Source organism: Brucella sp. TWI559, assembly GCF_039674265.1.
In the GTDB taxonomy this organism is placed as follows: Bacteria; Pseudomonadota; Alphaproteobacteria; order Rhizobiales; family Rhizobiaceae; genus Brucella; species Brucella chromiisoli.
The window spans coordinates 36,112-55,055 of record NZ_JBDJNE010000014.1 but is presented as its reverse complement, the minus strand read 5'-3'; the positions used below and the strand labels follow the sequence as shown (position 1 = coordinate 55,055).

Genomic DNA, 18,944 nt, shown 5'->3' with positions numbered 1-18,944 from the left:
TGTTTTCGGACAAAGATGCGCGTCAAGAAATACGTAAAGCGGAAAGTGCTGCCTCCGCCTCGCCGATGGCTTCCGGTGTTCCCACCGTGAGCCAGTGCCCAGTCATGGGCATACCATATAAGCGCCCGGCTGCAATGGCGTCATCAAAATAGCGATTGAGCGATGAAACACCCGGCTCAGCATTTGCAAAAATACGCGGATGCAGGATTGCAGCACCGGCATAGATGACGGGATCACCCGCGACATCCCGCAGACGGCGCAAGCGGCCCTCATCATCGGCAACGAAATCGCCCTTGCCTTCAAAGCCGGTTGCCTGATCAAGCCGCGCGGTCATGAGAAGAATGTCCATGCGCGCATCGTCCCAGACATGCGCCAGCGCCGAAATATTCGGCTGTGCTTCATCACCCACCCAGAACGTATCGGCATTGAGCACGTAGAACGGCTTACCCCCAAGCTGTGGCAGCACATTGATGATGCCGCCAGCAGAATCAAGCAGCAAATCGCGCTCGTCGGAGATCGCGATTTTCGGCTTTGTGCGGTTGCCAAGATAGGCAATCAGTTGCTCGGCTAAATAATGAACATTGACGATTGTATTCTCAACGCCTGCTATTGCCAGCGCATCTAGACCCCAGTCGATCAGCGGCTTGCCCGAAACCTTAACCAAGGGCTTGGGCATGGTTTCGGTGATCGGGCGCATGCGCTTGCCAAGACCGGCTGCAAGCATAATTGCTGTGTCAGGACGTGTCATTGTTTCTCCAGCAATGCGAGATCATCAAACCATTTGGCGACCGGCGCCATGACCGGATGCTGTAACACGCGGCCAAGATAATCGTGAATGCGCGGCAGATGCGCGAGATAATGTGGTTTACCATCGCGCTCATCGAGCCGCACGAAGAGACCCAGAAGCTTCGAATTGCGCTGTGCGCCCATAACGGCATAGGCCTTGCGGAAAGCCGTTTCGTCGAGCACATGGCCAAGCTTGCGGCGTTCATCCAAATAGGCTTCCACCACTGCCTTTTCGAGCTCCGGTGTAACCGTCACACGGGCATCAAGCGCCAGTGAAGCCACGTCATAGGCGGCAGGGCCGATCATCGCGTCCTGAAAATCGATTGTGCCGATTTTGTTTGCGCCTTGCGCAGTCTCAAACCAGAACAGGTTTGGCGAATGATAATCGCGCAGCAGCAGACTTTTCTCGCAATCGGCAATAGCGTCGAGAACTGTGTTCCATGCCGCTTCATAAGCCTGCGCTTCTGCATCAGTCAGCTTGCGGCCCACCATGCGTGGTGCATACCACTGCCCGACAAGGCTCACTTCCATGAGCATCGCGTCGCGATCAAAAGGTGCAATGATGTGATCTGGATAGCCTGCAACCGGCGCATGATCAGGCCACTTGACCCCATGAAGATGTGCGAGAAACCGTCCCGCCGCTTCATAGCGTTCAGCCACGGGCTCACCCGATGAAGCGCGAATGCCTTCAAGCCCAAGATTTTCGAGGATCAGCAGTCCCGCATCAATATCAACGGCGCGCATTTGCGGCACGCGCAGGCCATGACTGGCAAGAAGACCGTCAATCGCAACAAAGGCCTGAATATTCTCTGCAATATGCGCAAGCTGTCGATAGGATTTTCCATCACGCAATGGCGGATCATAGGGCATCGCGGGCGCGTTCATCAGAATTTCCACACCGTGCTTGCTTGTGATGATCTCATATTTGCGTGGTGAAGCATCGCCCTGCAAATAGCGGCGTATGGCCCCCACCCGGTCATTCTTTTCAAGAAAGTCGCGGATTTTCAGCGTGCGCTCTAGACGCGCAATCGCAGCTTCCGGTCCGCTGATTGCAAGGCGCCGCCCTGCCCCTTCATGGGTGAGTGTCACGGCAAAGCTTGGCTCCGGCAAAAAGCCTTCTGCCTGCTCCGGCCATTCCGACAGCACAACACCATCGTCGAGAAATTCGACAAGCCCCAGCTCATCCAGCTCTTCGCCATGCGAAATCCGGTAAAGATCGGCGTGGGCGACAGGCAAGCGCAGCCCCTCATAGCTTTGAACAAGGGTAAATGTCGGGCTTGGAACTTCAAGCCCCTCATCATCAGCAATCGCGCGAATGATCGCGCGTGCGAGCGAAGATTTACCCGCGCCCAGATCGCCCGATAAAGTCACAAGATCGCCCTTGACCAGCGCCAAAGCGAAATCTTCGCCAAAGCGCCTGGTGGCGGCCTCATCGGGCAGGAAACATTCAAAGTTAAAGACGGGGGTGCTCATAAAGCCCCATTTACCCTATTCGGCAGCAACACGGAAGCTGCGTGCTTCTGATGGGAAGCGGCAAATCACAGTCGTGCCAATATCTGCGCCGGTTTCGATTTCCACGCGACCGCCATGCAGTTCGACAAAACTTTTCACAATCGAAAGGCCAAGCCCTACGCCGCGTCTGCGACCACCATTCTGATACGCCTGGAAACGCTTGAAAACCGTATCCAGCACATCATTTGGCATGCCGGGGCCATCATCATGCACGGCAAACAGGATCTCCGTGCCATCACGTCTGACCTCAAGTGAAACGGTCGAACCTTCCGGTGCATAATTGGAGGCGTTGGACAGGAGATTAAACAGCACCTGACGCACGCGGTTGGCATCAGCACGGAACGTTTCGACATCATCGGCAATATCGATGCTCAGCCCGATGTCATGCTCCTGCAGGCGCTCGCTGACCCGCTTCGCGGCAGCTGAAATCTCGGTCATAACGGCGACATCATCAATATCGAGCTGCATGATACCGGCATCCACCGTTGCAAGATCAAGAATGTCGTTGACGATGGTCAGAAGCACTGCGGATGATGTGCTGATGTGATCCAGATATTCAAGCTGGCGCTCATTGAGCGAGCCGAAGGCAGGCGTTTGCAGCAGTTCGGTAAAGCCGATAATATTGGTCAGCGGTGAGCGAAGCTCATAGGATACATGCTGCACGAAATCATTCTTGATCTGATGGGCAAGTGAGAGCGCTTCGTTCTTTTCCTTAAGCGCGCGCTCAACGCGCACGGTATCGCTGACATCGATAAAGGTCAGCATGGTCTGGCCTTTCGGCAGCGGCACCACAGCATAGGACAGGATAATGCCATCATCCAGCTCCACCTGCCCCATGCGTCCGTTGCGCTCGTCCAGAAAGCCGGTGACAGAAGAAACAAAATCGTCCCAGATGCCGTCGCCGCCGCGCTGGCCGCAAAGCTTGGAAATGGTCGAGATATGTGTGCCTTCAACGGCAATGGCCGCTGGCAGCGCCCAGAGGTCGGCAAAAGACGGATTGGAAAGGCGCAGACGGCCATCGGAACCGAACACCGCAACCGCTTCCGCCAGATGATCGAGCGTTTCGCCCTGCACTTTAATGAGCGTGTTGTAACGACCTTCAAGCTCGAACTTCTCAGTCATGTTCTCGAAGAACCACGTCACACCGCCTTGCGGATGCGGATTGGCAACCACACGCAGGATACGGGTGTCTGGCAAATGCCACATATGTTCTTCCGGCTCGACAGCACGATAGGCTGCGAGCAGAGAATCCTTCCATTTGCGCCATTCCGGCTGCTCGGGAAGCTTGCCTTCGGAACGGAGCCGATCAAGAAACAGCGTGTTGCTTGGGTGGGTTTCGAGCCAGGCCGTATCAAGCGACCACAGCGAAACGAAAGCCTGATTGAAGAATTGCAGCTTCATATCAGGATCAAAAATGGCAACTGCCGTTGAAAGCTGATCGAGCGTCTCAGCGTGGCTTTTCAGCGTGCGGCTCAATTCTTCGCGAACCTGCTCGATTTCGCTCAGATCAAAGCCAAGACCGGCGGAGCCTGCATCCGTGCTCACATCCGTCACATCGTAGATGCGGCGGTCGCCCCGCACCACGGCAGGCAGTTTTTCATAAAGATCCGGCTCGGCAAAACGATCACGCTCCAGACGCTGGCGCGCCTGAACGCCAAACAATTCGCGCCCTTCCGAACTTGCCTGCGTGCCATCTGCTGCATCGACCGCGCGCGCATAGGCTCCATTGACCCATTCGATATGCCCGTCCGAGCCACGCACCCAGACCGGCTGTTCAATGCGATCAAGCAGATGACGCAGAAGTGCAAGCTTCTCGGAGAATTCGCGATTTTGCGACTGAAGGGCGGCACGTTCGGCCTGTACTCCCTCAAGGCTCAGAAAACGCACCACAGCAAAGCTGCCCGACGTGCGTCCATAAACATCAAGCAGCGTGCCATTAACAGTTTCGACCGTCAGATCGAAGGCATGGGCCTGCTCGCGCAAGGCTGAAACCGCACGTTCAAGCTCGGTGACGGCCTGCGGGCGCAACCAGCGTCCAAAAGCCAGAAAGGTTGAACGATCCTGCGGTGCGCCGCAATCAAAGGGCAGTTGGCCGACAACATCGGCCCGCGTGCCCTGGGCGTCCCAGACAACAATACGCTGATCTTTGAGGTTGAGCAGGGCGTCATTGCGCTGCGCAATCAACCCCATATCAGAGAGACGCGAGCGCAAATCATTGTTTTCTTGGGCAATTTTTGCCCGATCGCGAATGAGCCAGCCAGCCGACAAAAGGGCTGCACCCATTGCGCCCAGAAAGATGGAAAACTGGATGACTTCGAAAGCGCCGACGCTGCCGCCAAAGGGCAGCGCGATACGGGCGGAATGCTCCGCATCCTGCGCAAAAGCCGGCGCTGCCGCAACCAGTGCGGCAAAGGAAACCGTTGCCTTGAGGATGACCCGTTTGAGAGGGCGAAATCCAAGCGAAGGCGAGCCTTTCAGATCTCTGCCTGCGCTGAATGCGGATTTGCTCCGCAAGCTCCCCGTTGAGCCGACTTCTGGCATGTTTCCCTTGTCTCCGCCGCCCGGAAGCACCCTCAAAAAGAGGGCCCCCGTATTTCAAAATTCTTTATTCCGGCTCTCTCACATCGCCACAATGCTGAAAGCCAGAGCCGTTTTGAGGATAAATAAGTCGACCGTCTTTCGTCTTTGCAGACAAAACACGCCCAACGCAAACACCCGTCAAAACACATTGATTCGTCTTCACAATACCCTCCCCGTGAATCCACGTGAAGCGTGTTCGGTGTAAAAATAAAGGCCGGGCAACTTTATGATGCCCGGCCTACAAGATGTAGCAGTATGGTTAACAGATACTTAATACCTGTAGTGTTCTGACTTGAATGGGCCCTGTGGAGTGACGCCAATATAAGCAGCCTGTTCCTCGGAAAGAACCGTCAGCTTGGCACCAAGCTTGTCGAGATGCAGACGCGCGACCTTCTCATCAAGATGTTTCGGCAGAACATAGACTTCGTTCTTATACGCATCGGTGCGCGTGAAGAGTTCGATCTGACCCAGCACCTGATTGGTGAAAGAGGCTGACATAACAAAGCTCGGATGACCGGTTGCATTGCCAAGGTTCAGCAGACGACCTTCCGACAGAAGAATGATGCGCTTGCCGTCCGGGAATTCAACCAGATCAACCTGTGGCTTCACATTGGTCCATTTGAGATTGCGCAGGCCTGCAACCTGAATCTCATTGTCAAAGTGACCGATATTGCCAACAATCGCCATATCTTTGAGCTTGCGCATATGATCAAGCGTGATGACATCCTTGTTGCCGGTCGTCGAAATCACGATATCGGCAGTCGAAGCCGCATCATCAAGCGTTACGACTTCAAAGCCGTCCATAGCAGCCTGTAGTGCGCAGATCGGATCAACTTCCGTGACCTTCACGCGTGCACCGGCACCGGCGAGCGATGCTGCCGAGCCTTTGCCAACATCGCCATAACCGCAGACAACAGCAACCTTGCCAGCCATCATGACGTCTGTGCCGCGACGAATGCCGTCAACCAGCGATTCCTTACAGCCATATTTGTTATCGAATTTCGACTTGGTCACGCTGTCATTGACGTTGATTGCCGGGAAGGGCAGGAGGCCCTTTTTCTGCAACTGGTAAAGACGGTTGACGCCGGTGGTGGTTTCTTCGGTCACACCCTTGATCGCATCACGCTGGCGCGTGAAGAAGCCCGGTGTTTCAGCCATACGCTTCTTGATCTGCGCGAAGAGAACTTCTTCTTCTTCGCTTTCCGGCTTGGAAAGAACGTCTTCACCAGCCTCAGCGCGCGCACCGATCAGGATATACATGGTGGCATCGCCACCATCATCGAGGATCATGTTGGATGGTTCGCCATCCGGCCATTGGAAGATCTTGTCGGTATAGGTCCAGTATTCTTCAAGCGTTTCGCCCTTGATGGCGAAAACCGGCGTGCCGGTGGCCGCAATTGCTGCGGCTGCATGGTCCTGTGTCGAGAAAATGTTGCACGAAGCCCAGCGGACATCCGCGCCCAACGCCTTCAGCGTTTCGATCAGCACGGCGGTCTGGATCGTCATGTGCAGCGAGCCGGAAATACGCGCGCCCTTGAGCGGCTGTGTCGGACCGAATTCTTCACGCGCAGCCATCAGGCCCGGCATTTCGGTTTCAGCAATATCAAGTTCCTTGCGGCCCCAATCGGCGAGGCTGAGATCCTTGACGACAAAATCCTGACTTGCGGTCATCATCTGCTCCAATCAAATTTGCTTAGAGCGTGTCGCGCATAATCGTAGCCGATACGCTCGCTCTATCTTCTTGCTTTTGCGCATGTCGTTCTCGGAAAACCGGTTGCCCCTGTTCCCAAACATGCTTGAGAAGCCCGGATCCGGAAAAGGGAACGGGCCTCGGCTGGCGACCTGATTAGCAGATCAGCATGCGCAGCACAATGCCACATAAAGAGTTCTTTATGTGTGCATATCAACTTATCGCGGAGATTGGTCTTTCAGGCCTCTTCGCCGAACTTATCGGCAATCAGGCCGCCAAGCGCATCAAGCACGGCCTCAGCCTGTTCACCCGATGCGCTGACATCGATGCAGCAACCGGGCGAGGCTGCAAGCATCATCAGGCCCATGATGGAGGTTCCCCCCACAGTCATGCCGTCCTTGCTGACGCGTACATGTGCATTAAAACTATCGACAAGCTGCACAAATTTTGCAGATGCGCGCGCATGAAGTCCGCGCTTGTTGACGATCTCAAAAGACCGGAACACAGCGCTTTCCGCATCATATTCGCCAGTCACGGCCACAGTGGGATGCATGAATTATTTTCCTGTCAGCACCTGGCTTGCAACATTGATATATTTGCGCCCCGCATCCTGCGCTTCGCGCAAGGCCGCTTTAATATCGCCACCAATGCGCACACTGGAAAGCTTGATCAGCATCGGCAGATTCACACCTGCGATCACTTCGATCTTGCCTTCTTCCATCACTGAAATTGCCAGATTGGACGGTGTACCGCCAAACATATCGGTGAGAACGATAACACCACTGCCCGTATCGGCACGTTCCACCGCATCAACAATGTCACGGCGACGCTGTTCCATGTCATCTTCGGCACCGATACATACGGTCTCGAAATTGTCTTGCGGGCCGACCACATGCTCAACAGCATGGAGAAACTCTTCGGCCAGCCTTCCGTGCGTAACAAGCACGAGTCCGATCATACTTTCAAAGCTCCTGTCGTGTGCCCGCCGCTTCACCCCGCTGCCGGGTGCAAATGACACAAAAACCCTACCGGACATCGCCGGTGAGTTGTGCATCTTGGCAGGGCAAATCCTGATAGCAAGTGAAAAATCTCAGCGATGCCTTGAAAAAAGCAAAATGCCGCAGCGTTAGGCAGATTTTTTAGCAAGAGCGTTAAAAATCAGTGCCGAATATTCTCACGGCCATGGTTTGGAGAACAAAGTGGCCTCTATTGCGCGCGAAAGCGCGTTAGAATCACCATTCGACGACAGGGCGGGCAGCAACAGGCGCTTGAGCCCGATCCCCTCAAAATGCCATTTTTTATCGCCCGGATAGCGTTCTGCCTCGTCCGGGCCGACAAGCATCACCACCAGATCAAGAGATGTGTGTTTCACATAAGCAACCGTGAAAAGCCCCGCACCGCGAATCTCGACACCACCGGCAAGCGCTTCGGGAACGCTGGCGATCAGTCTGCCGTCTTCAACATGCAGCAAGGTTCGGTCATCGGCAACAAGCGCGGCCTGCTCACCACGCAGCGTGGCGCGTTCGATAAGCGTGAGGGCCAGTTCCGTCTTGCCTGCACCAGACTTTCCCATCAGCATGACACCGCGGCCACGCAACTGAACCGTTGTTGCATGAAGGCCGCTTTTTTCCTGTTCGGGCGTCATGTCGGCATCACGAAATCGCTGGCAGATCGATGATGAAGCGCGCACCCTTCATTTCAGATCGATCATCCAAATCCATGATGTTTTCTGCGCTCAGCGTACCGCCATGGGCTTCAATAATCTGGCGACTGATCGACAGCCCCAGGCCGGAATTCTGGCCGAACGCTTCTGAAGCCGGGCGATCAGTATAGAAACGCTCAAAAATACGTTCAATGTTTTCAATCGGAATGCCGGGACCGTTATCTTCGACCAAGACTTGCAAGCGATTGCCTTCCCTCCTCAGGGTGACGACAATACGTCCGGTATCTTCCGGCACGAAAGACCGTGCATTTTCAATAAGATTGCTGACCACCTGCCCCAGACGCAAATCATGCCCGGCCACGAAAAAGCCTTTCTTGCCAGCGGGTAATTTGCCGGTATTGAGCACGATCTCTGTGCCAACCTTGTTGCGGCGGACTTCACGCGCAGCGGTCACGATGTTGTTGAGCAGTGATTGCATATCAACACGGTCGGAATGTTCGCGCGCCAGCTCCGCATCCAGACGCGATGCGTCCGAAATATCGGTGATCAGGCGGTCAAGGCGGCGCACGTCATGCTGAATGACGTCGAGCAGGCGTTTGCGCGAATCATCATTCTTGGCCAGTGGCAGCGTTTCAACCGCACTACGAAGCGAGGTGAGGGGGTTTTTCAGCTCATGGCTGACGTCGGCTGCAAAACTCTCAATCGCTTCAATGCGCGTATAAAGCGCATCGGTCATCGCGCGAATGGAGGTCGACAAATGACCGACTTCATCCTGACGTTCGGAGAAATCGGGAATTTCCTCACGGCTTTTCACGCCAAGGCGCACGCGGTCAGCCGCCGCGGCGAGCTTTCTCAACGGGCTTGCAATGGTTGAGGCCAGAAACAGCGACAGAATCACCATGACAGCTGCGACAACGCCGAACACACGGAACACGGCCATGCGCTCGCCCTGCACGATCTTATCAATATCGTCGCCCTCTGTGGAAAGCAGCAGAACACCAAGGATGGCACGTGATTGCTGGATGGGAACGGCCACCGAAACAACCAGCTCGCCTTGCTGATTGCGCCGCTGTGCGGTTTGCGGTGAGCCGCTCAATGCGCGCACGATTTCCTGATAGGCGAGGCCGTTGCCACCCGGCTGCTCCTGATAGAGCGGCAGACCGCCCCCATAGAAAAGGCGTGAAAACCAGCCGGTAAAGCGTTCCCATACACTGGGCGTATCTTCCTCAATCGCCGGAAGATCATAACGGAAAACCGGGCCGCCCGATGCAAAAGCCGGCGCGTAGAGCGAACGGGAATCCAGCAGCAGATTGGCGTAATGATCATAGATGCGCGCGCGGGTGCTGGTGGGCGAAATCAACTGACGCAGCAGCGGCGACACTTTTTCCGGATTGATCGGGAATTCCCAGTTATCCGGCGAATCGGGTGAGGGCGTGATGCTCTGCCCCGCCTGCAATTCCAGCAGTTTTTCCGGGTCAATCATCAGTGAATTGGTATCAACAGTTGCTGATGACGAAATGGCGGCGGCAATAATCTTGCCTTGCGTGAGCAGGCTTTCAATCTTGGCGTCGATCAGCCCCTCACGGAACTGGTTCATATAAAGAATGCCGGAGACCAGAACGGCCAGCGCTGCAAGATTGAGAAACAGGATGCGGCGCGTCAGGCTCGAAAACAGAAACTGACCGAGAAACCGGCTCAAAGGCGCAAAAAGCCTGCGCAGAAAAAGCGAGCGTTGCCGCCGCGCCCTGCGCTCTCTCATGCTAATCGCACTGTCTTTGCGGGTTTCGGCGACCATGTCGCTTCAATCTAACTTTCTCAATAGTAGCTTTGTCAAAAGTTGCCGGGTCTTTGAGACAGGCCCGGCAACCTCGTAAACTATATTATGCTTCGCGGAAACGATAACCAACGCCATAAAGCGTTTCGATCATTTCGAAATCATCGTCTGTCGCCTTAAACTTCTTGCGCAGACGCTTGATGTGGCTGTCGATGGTGCGGTCATCAACATAGACCTGCTCATCATAGGCCGCATCCATCAGCGCGTCACGGCTTTTCACAACACCTGGACGCTGGGCAAGCGAATGCAGGATGAGAAACTCGGTGACAGTGAGCGTGACCGGCTCGCCCTTCCAGGTGCAGGTGTGGCGTTCCTGATCCATGACCAGCTGGCCACGTTCCAGCGACTTGGCCTGCTGACCGGATGGCTTTGCAGTGCCGTCACGCGCCGCAACACGGCGCAGAACAGCCTTTACACGCTCGACCAGAAGACGCTGCGAGAACGGCTTGGTAATAAAATCATCCGCGCCCATCTTCAGGCCGAACAATTCATCGATCTCATCGTCCTTAGACGTCAGGAAGATGACGGGGAGGTCAGACTTCTGGCGCAGGCGACGCAGCAGTTCCATGCCATCCATACGCGGCATCTTGATATCAAAGATTGCAAGGTTGGGCGGACGCGTCATCAAACCATCGAGAGCGGACGCTCCATCGGTATAGGTCTCCACGCGATAGCCTTCCGACTCCAGAGCAATGGAAACGGAGGTCAGAATGTTGCGGTCATCGTCGACCAGCGCGATTGTCTGCGTTGCCGAAGCTTCCTTCATGCGGACCTTCTCCTTTTTTAAACCGCCCCGATCACGGTGGCGGTAGAAATTACAAACGCCTGTCAGCGTTGATCTTATTATAGTCACGCCGCTTTTGCAGTACAAATTAGGTACAAAATGTGGCAGCCGCTTAACTTCACAGAAATGCGATCTTTCGAATCGTGTGGCTTGGTTCATGCTGAGGCGAACATTTTCAGACTGGAGATCGTCATCGTAACCGGAAAATTAAACGATTTAAAAAATTTTCAATTTTTTTAAATCGATTAAATATTTGATTTAATTTAATTAATCTGCTTCTGACTGCCATCCCGATGACAAAGGGGCCAACCAACTTTCGAACCAGATGGCGGAGAGACCATGAAAGAGACCGGCATTCACAACACTGCCGCTTCCATTGCGACTTCAGGATTGAAGGAACTGTCCGCAGTCTTTTATAATTTTGGACCCGCACGGCTTTATGAAGAAACCATTCGCCGTGGCGAAGCAGAGCTTTCTGCGCAGGGTGCGCTTGTTGCACGCACCGGCCAGCACACAGGCCGCTCGCCAAAAGACAAATTCGTGGTTCGCGATGCCAACACCGATGATCAGGTCTGGTGGGACAACAACAAGCCGATGTCGCCGGAAGCTTTTGAGCTTCTTCATGCCGATTTCATCGAACATGCGAAGGGCAAGGAGCTTTTCGTACAGGATTTGATTGGCGGCGCTGACAAAGACAACAAGATCAATGCCCGTGTTGTCACCGAATATGCATGGCACTCGCTGTTCATCCGCAATCTGCTGATCCGCCCGGAAGAAGCAGAGCTTGCATCTTACGTGCCTGAACTGACCATCATTGATCTGCCTTCCTTCAAGGCTGATCCTGCCCGCTATGGTGTACGTACCGAAACGGTGATTGCGGTCGATCTTACCCGCAAGATCGTTCTGATCGGCGGCACGTCTTATGCCGGTGAAATGAAGAAATCCGTCTTCACCGTTCTCAACTATCTTCTGCCCGCCAAGGGCGTCATGCCGATGCATTGCTCGGCCAATGAAGGCCCGAACGGCGACACGGCTGTGTTCTTCGGCCTGTCGGGCACCGGCAAGACCACGCTTTCGGCCGATCCAAGCCGCACGCTGATCGGCGATGACGAACATGGCTGGGGCGAGCATGGCGTCTTCAATTTCGAAGGCGGCTGCTATGCAAAAACGATTCGTCTTTCGGCAGAAGCCGAGCCGGAAATTTATGCGACCACGCAGCGATTCGGCACGGTTCTGGAAAATGTTGTGCTGGATGAAAATCGCCAGCCGGATTTCAATGACGGCTCACTCACCGAAAACACCCGTTGCGCCTATCCGCTTCCCTTCATCCCGAATGCCTCTGCGAGCGGCAAGGGCGGTCAGCCGAAGAACATCATCATGCTCACCGCTGATGCTTTCGGCGTGATGCCTCCGATTGCCAAGCTGACGCCAGCACAGGCCATGTATCACTTCCTGTCAGGCTATACCGCCAAGGTTGCCGGTACTGAGAAGGGTGTGACCGAGCCGGAAGCAACATTCTCGACCTGCTTTGGTGCGCCGTTCATGCCGCGCCATCCATCGGAATACGGCAATCTGCTGCGCAAGCTGATCGCCGAACACAAGGTCGATTGCTGGCTGGTCAATACCGGCTGGACCGGTGGCGCTTATGGCACCGGCAAGCGTATGCCAATCAAGGCAACCCGCGCACTTCTTGCGGCAGCGCTTGACGGTTCGCTTAACAATGCGGAGTTCCGTACCGATCCGAATTTCGGCTTTGCGGTTCCGGTTGAAGTGCCAGGCGTGGATACATCCATTCTCAATCCACGTTCTACCTGGGCCGACAAAACCGCTTATGATGCACAGGCCCAAAAGCTTGTCGATATGTTCGTAGCCAATTTTGAGAAATTCGAAAGCCATGTCGATCACGACGTGCGGGATGCAGCGCCTGCAACCCAGATTGCTGCTGAATAAGCATATTCATCCTGAGGAGGAGGGAAAGCCCGGCCGAAAGGCCGGGTTTTTCTTTTGTCTAACGGATAAAAAGCGGTGTATCACTTTTAGCATGGAAGAAAGCCGCAACATCATTCGCATCACCAACCGCCTGACGATCCACGAGGACGATCTGGAGGAGAGCTTTATTCGCTCATCCGGTCCGGGCGGTCAAAACGTCAACAAGGTTTCCACCGCCGTACAGCTGCGCTTTCATGCGGCACGCTCCGGCCTGCCCGAAGATGTGCTTTCGCGACTTTTCAAGCTTGCCGGTCAGAAAGGCACCAAGGATGGGGACGTTCTGATTGAGGCCAATCGTTTTCGCACGCAGGAACGCAACCGGGAAGATGCGCGCGAGCGGATGATTGCGCTCATCAAAGAAGCAGCCGTTCCGCCACCGCCGCCGCGCAGAAAAACAAAACCAACCAAAGGCTCGGTTGAACGCCGCCTCAAAGCCAAATCCGGGCGCGCGGATATCAAAAAAGGCCGTGGCAAGGTTTCCTTTGACTAAAATTTCCAGACTGTGGGAACAGACAACATGACAATCAATTATCACGAGCTTGAAACCAGCCATGGCCGCATTGCTGTGCGTGAAAGTGAAGGCGAGGGCGCGCCCCTCCTGATGATCCATGGCAATTCAAGTTCGGGCGCGATTTTTGCACCACAGCTTGAAGGTGAAATTGGCAAAAAATGGCGTGTCATTGCGCCTGATCTTCCGGGCCATGGCAAATCCGCAGATGCGATTGATCCTGATCGCAGCTATTCGATGGATGGCTATGCAGATGCAATGACGGAGGTCATGCAACAGCTCGGCATTGCCGATGCCGTTGTTTTCGGCTGGTCGCTTGGCGGCCATATCGGTATCGAGATGATTGCCCGTTATCCCGACATGCGCGGCCTGATGATTACCGGAACACCGCCTGTGGCGCGTGAGGAAGTGGGGCAGGGGTTCAAGAGCGGGCCTGATATGGCGCTTGCCGGGCAGGAGGTGTTTTCCGAGCGTGACGTGGAATCTTATGCACGCAGCACCTGCGGCGAGCCATTCGATGCATCACTTCTTGATATTGTTGCCCGCACTGACGGACGCGCACGCCGCATCATGTTTGAAAAATTTGCCGCTGGATCTGGTGGCAACCAGCGCGACATCGTCGCCAGCGCAAAGCTTCCCATTGCAGTCGTCAATGGTCGCGACGAACCTTTTGTCGAACTCGCTTTTGTCTCAAAAGTGAAATTCGGCAATCTCTGGGACGGAAAAGCCCACGTGATTGACAATGCAGGGCATGCGCCATTCCGCGAGCAGCCAGCGGAATTTGACGCCTATCTTGCGCGTTTTATTCGCGACTGCACGACATAACAATTCTGCTGCTGCACATCAAAAGAAGTTGATTCTTTCCTGTTCGCCAAAGCGCACTAGATAGTGCGTGAGATTGCGAAAAAGGTGAAATGATCATGGGCATGACTGTTGCGGATCTTCTGGCTCAAACCTTGGCCGAAGCGGGCGTTAAGCGTATCTGGGGTGTCACCGGTGACAGCCTCAACGGATTAAATGACAGCCTGCGACGGCTCGGTAAAATCGACTGGATGCATGTCCGGCACGAGGAAACCGCAGCCTTTGCCGCCGGCGCGGAAGCGGCTGTCACCGGCGAACTGGCCGTTTGTGCCGGTAGCTGCGGTCCCGGCAATCTGCACCTCATCAACGGGTTGTTTGATTGCCACCGCAACCGCGAACCCGTGCTGGCGATTGCAGCGCATATTCCTTCGTCGGAAATTGGCCTGGATTATTTCCAGGAAACCCATCCGCAAGAACTGTTTCGTGAATGCAGCCATTTTGTCGAGCTGGTTTCCAATCCCGCACAAATGCCGGAAGTGTTGAACCGCGCGATGCGTGCCGCCATTGGCAAGCGCGGCGTCGCCGTAATCGTCATTCCGGGCGATGTGGCGCTCAAGCAAGCCCCCGAAGGGATCAAGCAAAACTGGACGCCGATCTCGCTTCCCCGGATGGTTCCGTCTGATCAGGATGTCGCAAAACTCGCAGACATTCTCAACGGGTCTGAGAAAATCACCATTCTGGCAGGCAGCGGCTGTGCTGGCGCCCATGATGCGGTGGTCTCATTGGCCGAACAGCTTGAAGCCCCCGTTGTCCATGCGCTGCGCGGCAAGGAACATGTCGAATGGGACAATCCGTTTGATGTCGGCATGACCGGATTGATCGGCTTTTCATCCGGCTATCACGCCATGCTCAACTGCGACACGCTGCTGATGCTTGGCACCAGTTTTCCGTATCGCAATTTCTATCCCGACAAGGCCAAGATCGTTCAGATCGACAATGATCCATCACAGCTTGGTCGGCGGGCGCCGCTGACATTGGGTGTGACGGGCGATGTGGCGGAAACAATCGCAACCCTTCTGCCGAAGCTTAAATCCGCTCGCAGCACGAAATTCCTCGATGCCGCCAAGACGCATTATACCAAGGCGCGCGAAGCACTGGATGATCTGGCCGTACCGTCAAAACCGGGACAGCCGATCCATCCGCAATATCTGACCCGCCTCGTCAATGAGATTGCGGATGACGATGCGATCTTCACAGCCGATGTCGGCACGCCAACCGTCTGGGCGGCGCGCTATCTCACCATGAATGGCAAGCGTCGTCTGCTTGGTTCTTTCAATCATGGCTCAATGGCCAATGCCATGCTTCAGGCGCTGGGCGCCAAGGGTGCAGCACCGGAACGACAAGTCGTTTCGCTGTCCGGCGATGGCGGTTTCACCATGATGATGGGCGATTTCCTGTCGCTGAAACAGCTCAATCTGCCCGCCAAGATCATTGTCTATAACAATGGCTCGCTTGGCTTCGTGGCCATGGAAATGAAAGCTGGCGGCTATCTGACGTCGGGAACGGATCTCGACAATCCGAATTTTGCAGCCATGGCCGAAGCCATTGGTATCAAGGGGTTCCGGGTGGAGGATTCCGCTGATCTGCCGGAGGCCTTAAAGCAAGCTTTTGCCCATGATGGTCCGGTTCTGGTTGATGTGGTGACAGCCAAGCAGGAGCTTGTCATGCCCCCCAAAATCAAGGCCGAGCAGGCGAAAGGCTTCAGCCTTTATATGCTCAAGGCCATCATCAGCGGTCGTGGCGATGAAATCGTCGAGCTGGCGAAGACCAATCTGGGCCGGTAGAGCTTGTTAAATTGCTAATTAAGTGCCCGAACTCATTGAACAATCCGGGAACAATCCGGACTTGACCAATTTGTTGGGCGCTGTACCTTACTGGCTATTGACGAACCGGAAGCCGCACGGGTTGCGATGACGGGTTTGATTGAAAGATACGGTCTTAACAACAAGGAGATTTGCCCATGGGAATTTTCGATTTCGTGAAATCGGTCGGAACCAAGCTTGGTTTCGGTGAAAATGAGCCCAAAGCCGAGGATCTGAAGAAGGAACTCGATTCGCATAATCTCGGCACCGATGGTGTGCAGGTAAGCGTGCAGGGCGACAAAGCCGTCCTGAGCGGCAATGTGAAGGATCAGTCAGCTTTTGAAAAAGCGATCATCGCCGTCGGCAACTCACTGGGCGTTTCCAAGGTCGAAGCTTCAGAGCTGAAAGTTGATGGCACAGGCACGGGCGCCGAGCCGGTCTTCTACACGGTTAAGAAGGGCGACAATCTCTGGAAAATCGCCGAAGCCCAATATGGCAAAGGCAAGGGCGCAAAGAACGACATTATCTTTGAAGCCAACAAGCCAATGCTGACGCATCCGGACAAAATCTATCCAGGCCAGGTGCTGCGCATTCCACCTCTGGAAGGCTGATATTGAAACAGGGCCGGTTCAACCGGCCCTTTTTATATCGGTTTTGTTGCAAACTTTTCATCAATGGAGATCAAAGGATCTGATAGGCCAGAGCTTTCCTCAATGTGGATTACATAAACCCGGGATCATTAATCGGTCTATATGTCACCGGCCTCACCTTGAGTGTTTGTCCATCGGGACGGCGAGTAACTGGGTGGGCATCTTGATACGCTAAGGCTTTGCGTGCTCCATCACTAAATGCGACTTCTCCATATCTGCCGTAGGCAACTATCGGCCTTTGCAGGCTATCTGCCAACGTCTTCGCAGCCTGAATATTCTTTCCAAAATCACAGCTAAAAACGTGAAGACGTATATCTGTTGGGCCAACCAGATTTAAACTGTGATGATCATTCATTAAGCGTATTATGTCTTCAGGCGTTCCTGATACACTTTGACCAGAAATCCGGACAATCATGTGACCAGGCTCATGACCATCTGCATGAATAATTATTCCTGGTTCGCCTGTTCCGTTAAAATTGGTCGTAAAGCCCGTTGGGCTTTTTTCTAATTCGGTTAAATATTTACGGTCTGGATCATTGGGATCGCTGAAAGGTTCAAATAGTTTGTGGTAATCAAACATTCTGTCCTGTTTTGAGTTTACGCGGAGGTTGCTGAGTGCAGATCCCATCTTTTGAGAACTCGGAAATCGGGCTGAACTGCGCGCAATATCATCCTCAAACAGTGCTGTAGGATCCTCCGTTTCTTCAATTGCTACATTGAATAAGCGTGCCGCGCGCTGAAACATTTTACCAAAATTCATGATTTGCCTCCAAGCGTCTTTGTAATAAAAAAGTAAGTTGGAGGTCAGATCAACGTCTAGAATTAACAGGATTGATGATATGCGGAGGTCGGAATGCGTGTTCTGACTAGAAAATAGGGCAAAAGTGCTTCGGTTAGAATTCCAACTGCGATCATGGAAGCAGCTAAACTGGAGTTCGATGCGCCTGTTGAAGTCCGTGAAGAAGGTGGTCGGTTTTGTTACAAACTTTTCGTCAATGGATGAACTGATAGTATCTTGGCTTTTAAAGAGCTGAGTATTTTCGCTGTTCAAAGGCCACCATTTTGATCAATCCGTTATCCTTCTGTGTGTTCGGTGGTACCTTGCTTATAATCTAAGCCTGCGCAATCTGAAGGAAATGATGGCGGAACGCGGTATCGATCTGGACCATTCCACGGTGCATCGCTGGGTTTTGTATTTCAGTCCGAAACTGCTTGAGCGCTTCAATCGGAAGAAGTGTCAGGTCACGCGCAACTGGAATTTTTATATCTTCCGCATTTAAATCTTTCGAAGCGCCACTTCTTCGATCAGATGATCGCTGCCTTTGCGCAGGATAAGATCGGCGCGAGGGCGGGTGGGAAGAATGTTTTCGCGCAGGTTCTTCATGTTGATATTGTTCCAGAGGCCTTCGCCGATAGAACGGGCCGCATCTTGGGAAAGCTGCGAATAGCGATGGAAGAACGACTGCGGATTGACGAAAGCCGTCTCACGCAGACGCATGAAACGGTCGATATACCATTTGTGGATCAGCTCCGACTCCGCATCGATATAAATCGAGAAATCGAAAAAATCGGAGACAAAGGGCACCATTTTGCCGTCTTCCGGCAGATCGCGGACCTGCAAAACATTGATGCCTTCAAAGATCAGAATGTCGGGCTTGTCGACAATCTGATATTCGCCCGGCAGCACGTCATAACTTAAATGCGAATAAAGCGGTGCACGCACACGGCTCATGCCTGCCTTGATCGCCGACAGGAAACGCAAAAGCGCACCCACATCATAGCTTTCGGGAAAACCCTTGCGCTCCATCATGTTCTGATCGCGCAGAATCGCGTTGGGATAGAGGAAGCCATCCGTCGTCACCAGATCGACCTTCGGGCTTGAAGGCCAGCGCGCAAGCAGTTCTTTGAGAATACGCGCAGTCGTGGATTTCCCCACAGCCACAGAGCCTGCAATGCCAATGATGAAGGGCGTCTTGAAACTGTCCTCCATATTGAGAAACTGCTGGCGCTGGCGGAACAGAAGCTGGCTGGCTTCCACATGCGCATAGAGCAGGCGCGACAGCGACAGATAAATGCGCCGCACTTCATCCAGATCAATCGGATCGCCCAGCGAGCGCAGCCGTTTGACTTCTTCATAGGTAAGGGTGAGGGGGGTATCAGCGCGAAAGCCTGCCCACTCTTGCGCCGAAAAAAAACGGTAAGGCGAGTAACGCGACGGCGTTAGCTGGTCTATTTTTTCCCACATATTGTCGCTGCTCTCCCTCAACGCCAATTCAAGCACTTCG

General features: G+C 54.1%; 16 protein-coding genes and 1 pseudogene. 6 read left to right on the top strand and 11 right to left on the bottom strand.

The window, feature by feature from the left end; translation table 11 throughout:
- Positions 1–22: 22 nt before the first annotated feature.
- From ABE530_RS15535 to ABE530_RS15495, 9 genes are all read right to left on the bottom strand, one after another.
- Entirely contained in the window at positions 23–748 is a 726-nt protein-coding gene (locus ABE530_RS15535; RefSeq protein WP_499695107.1) for a nucleotidyltransferase family protein, read from the bottom strand.
- The gene (gene tsaE / locus ABE530_RS15530) at positions 745–2,259 is read right to left on the bottom strand and encodes a tRNA (adenosine(37)-N6)-threonylcarbamoyltransferase complex ATPase subunit type 1 TsaE (RefSeq protein WP_499695106.1); all 1,515 of its coding nucleotides are present in this window, start codon (positions 2,257–2,259) and stop codon (positions 745–747) included. The genes ABE530_RS15535 and tsaE overlap by 4 nt, the downstream gene beginning before the upstream one ends.
- A gap of 15 nt (positions 2,260–2,274) precedes the next feature.
- A complete protein-coding gene (locus ABE530_RS15525; protein ID WP_265982470.1) occupies positions 2,275–4,839 on the bottom strand; it encodes a sensor histidine kinase in 2,565 nt (854 codons plus the stop codon).
- A 309-nt stretch (positions 4,840–5,148) separates the two neighbouring features.
- Positions 5,149–6,549, bottom strand: a complete 1,401-nt coding sequence (gene ahcY, locus ABE530_RS15520; RefSeq protein ID WP_265982469.1) for an adenosylhomocysteinase — start codon at positions 6,547–6,549, stop codon at positions 5,149–5,151.
- 257 nt (positions 6,550–6,806) lie between these two features.
- On the bottom strand, positions 6,807–7,121 hold the full coding sequence (locus ABE530_RS15515) for an HPr family phosphocarrier protein (RefSeq protein ID WP_265982468.1): 315 nt from the start codon (positions 7,119–7,121) through the stop codon (positions 6,807–6,809).
- A 3-nt stretch (positions 7,122–7,124) separates the two neighbouring features.
- Positions 7,125–7,526 carry a PTS sugar transporter subunit IIA gene (locus ABE530_RS15510; RefSeq protein WP_265982467.1) on the bottom strand — a complete coding sequence of 134 codons (402 nt, stop codon included), beginning with the start codon at positions 7,524–7,526 and terminating at the stop codon, positions 7,125–7,127.
- Between the two features lie 216 nt (positions 7,527–7,742).
- Positions 7,743–8,213, bottom strand: coding sequence for an HPr kinase/phosphorylase (locus ABE530_RS15505; protein WP_499695105.1), 471 nt, complete (start codon positions 8,211–8,213; stop codon positions 7,743–7,745).
- A gap of 7 nt (positions 8,214–8,220) precedes the next feature.
- Complete coding sequence (locus ABE530_RS15500) at positions 8,221–10,026, bottom strand: sensor histidine kinase (protein WP_499695104.1); 1,806 nt, start codon at positions 10,024–10,026, stop codon at positions 8,221–8,223.
- An 85-nt stretch (positions 10,027–10,111) separates the two neighbouring features.
- Positions 10,112–10,831: a response regulator transcription factor gene (locus ABE530_RS15495; RefSeq protein WP_265982464.1), complete on the bottom strand. Its 720-nt coding sequence runs from the start codon at positions 10,829–10,831 to the stop codon at positions 10,112–10,114.
- 357 nt (positions 10,832–11,188) lie between these two features.
- On the opposite strand from ABE530_RS15495, the gene ABE530_RS15490 reads away from it, so the two are divergent.
- From ABE530_RS15490 to lysM, 5 genes are all read left to right on the top strand, one after another.
- Positions 11,189–12,799: a phosphoenolpyruvate carboxykinase gene (locus tag ABE530_RS15490; protein ID WP_265982463.1), complete on the top strand. Its 1,611-nt coding sequence runs from the start codon at positions 11,189–11,191 to the stop codon at positions 12,797–12,799.
- A gap of 91 nt (positions 12,800–12,890) precedes the next feature.
- Positions 12,891–13,328, top strand: coding sequence for an alternative ribosome rescue aminoacyl-tRNA hydrolase ArfB (arfB, locus tag ABE530_RS15485; RefSeq protein WP_499695103.1), 438 nt, complete (start codon positions 12,891–12,893; stop codon positions 13,326–13,328).
- Positions 13,329–13,355: 27 nt separating this feature from the next.
- Positions 13,356–14,171, top strand: a complete 816-nt coding sequence (locus ABE530_RS15480; protein WP_499695102.1) for an alpha/beta fold hydrolase — start codon at positions 13,356–13,358, stop codon at positions 14,169–14,171.
- 95 nt (positions 14,172–14,266) lie between these two features.
- On the top strand, positions 14,267–15,991 hold the full coding sequence (gene poxB, locus ABE530_RS15475; protein ID WP_499695101.1) for a ubiquinone-dependent pyruvate dehydrogenase: 1,725 nt from the start codon (positions 14,267–14,269) through the stop codon (positions 15,989–15,991).
- 176 nt (positions 15,992–16,167) lie between these two features.
- On the top strand, positions 16,168–16,620 hold the full coding sequence (gene lysM, locus ABE530_RS15470) for a peptidoglycan-binding protein LysM (RefSeq protein WP_499695100.1): 453 nt from the start codon (positions 16,168–16,170) through the stop codon (positions 16,618–16,620).
- Between the two features lie 109 nt (positions 16,621–16,729).
- Here the strand turns inward: lysM and ABE530_RS15465 are convergent, their stop codons facing one another.
- The gene (locus ABE530_RS15465; protein WP_499695099.1) at positions 16,730–17,419 is read right to left on the bottom strand and encodes a hypothetical protein; all 690 of its coding nucleotides are present in this window, start codon (positions 17,417–17,419) and stop codon (positions 16,730–16,732) included.
- Between the two features lie 283 nt (positions 17,420–17,702).
- On the opposite strand from ABE530_RS15465, the pseudogene ABE530_RS15460 reads away from it, so the two are divergent.
- Positions 17,703–17,918: pseudogene (locus tag ABE530_RS15460) on the top strand (IS6 family transposase); the annotation flags it as partial.
- A gap of 17 nt (positions 17,919–17,935) precedes the next feature.
- On the opposite strand, the gene coaA reads toward ABE530_RS15460, so the two are convergent.
- A complete protein-coding gene (gene coaA / locus ABE530_RS15455; protein ID WP_265983805.1) occupies positions 17,936–18,904 on the bottom strand; it encodes a type I pantothenate kinase in 969 nt (322 codons plus the stop codon).
- Positions 18,905–18,944: the final 40 nt, after the last annotated feature.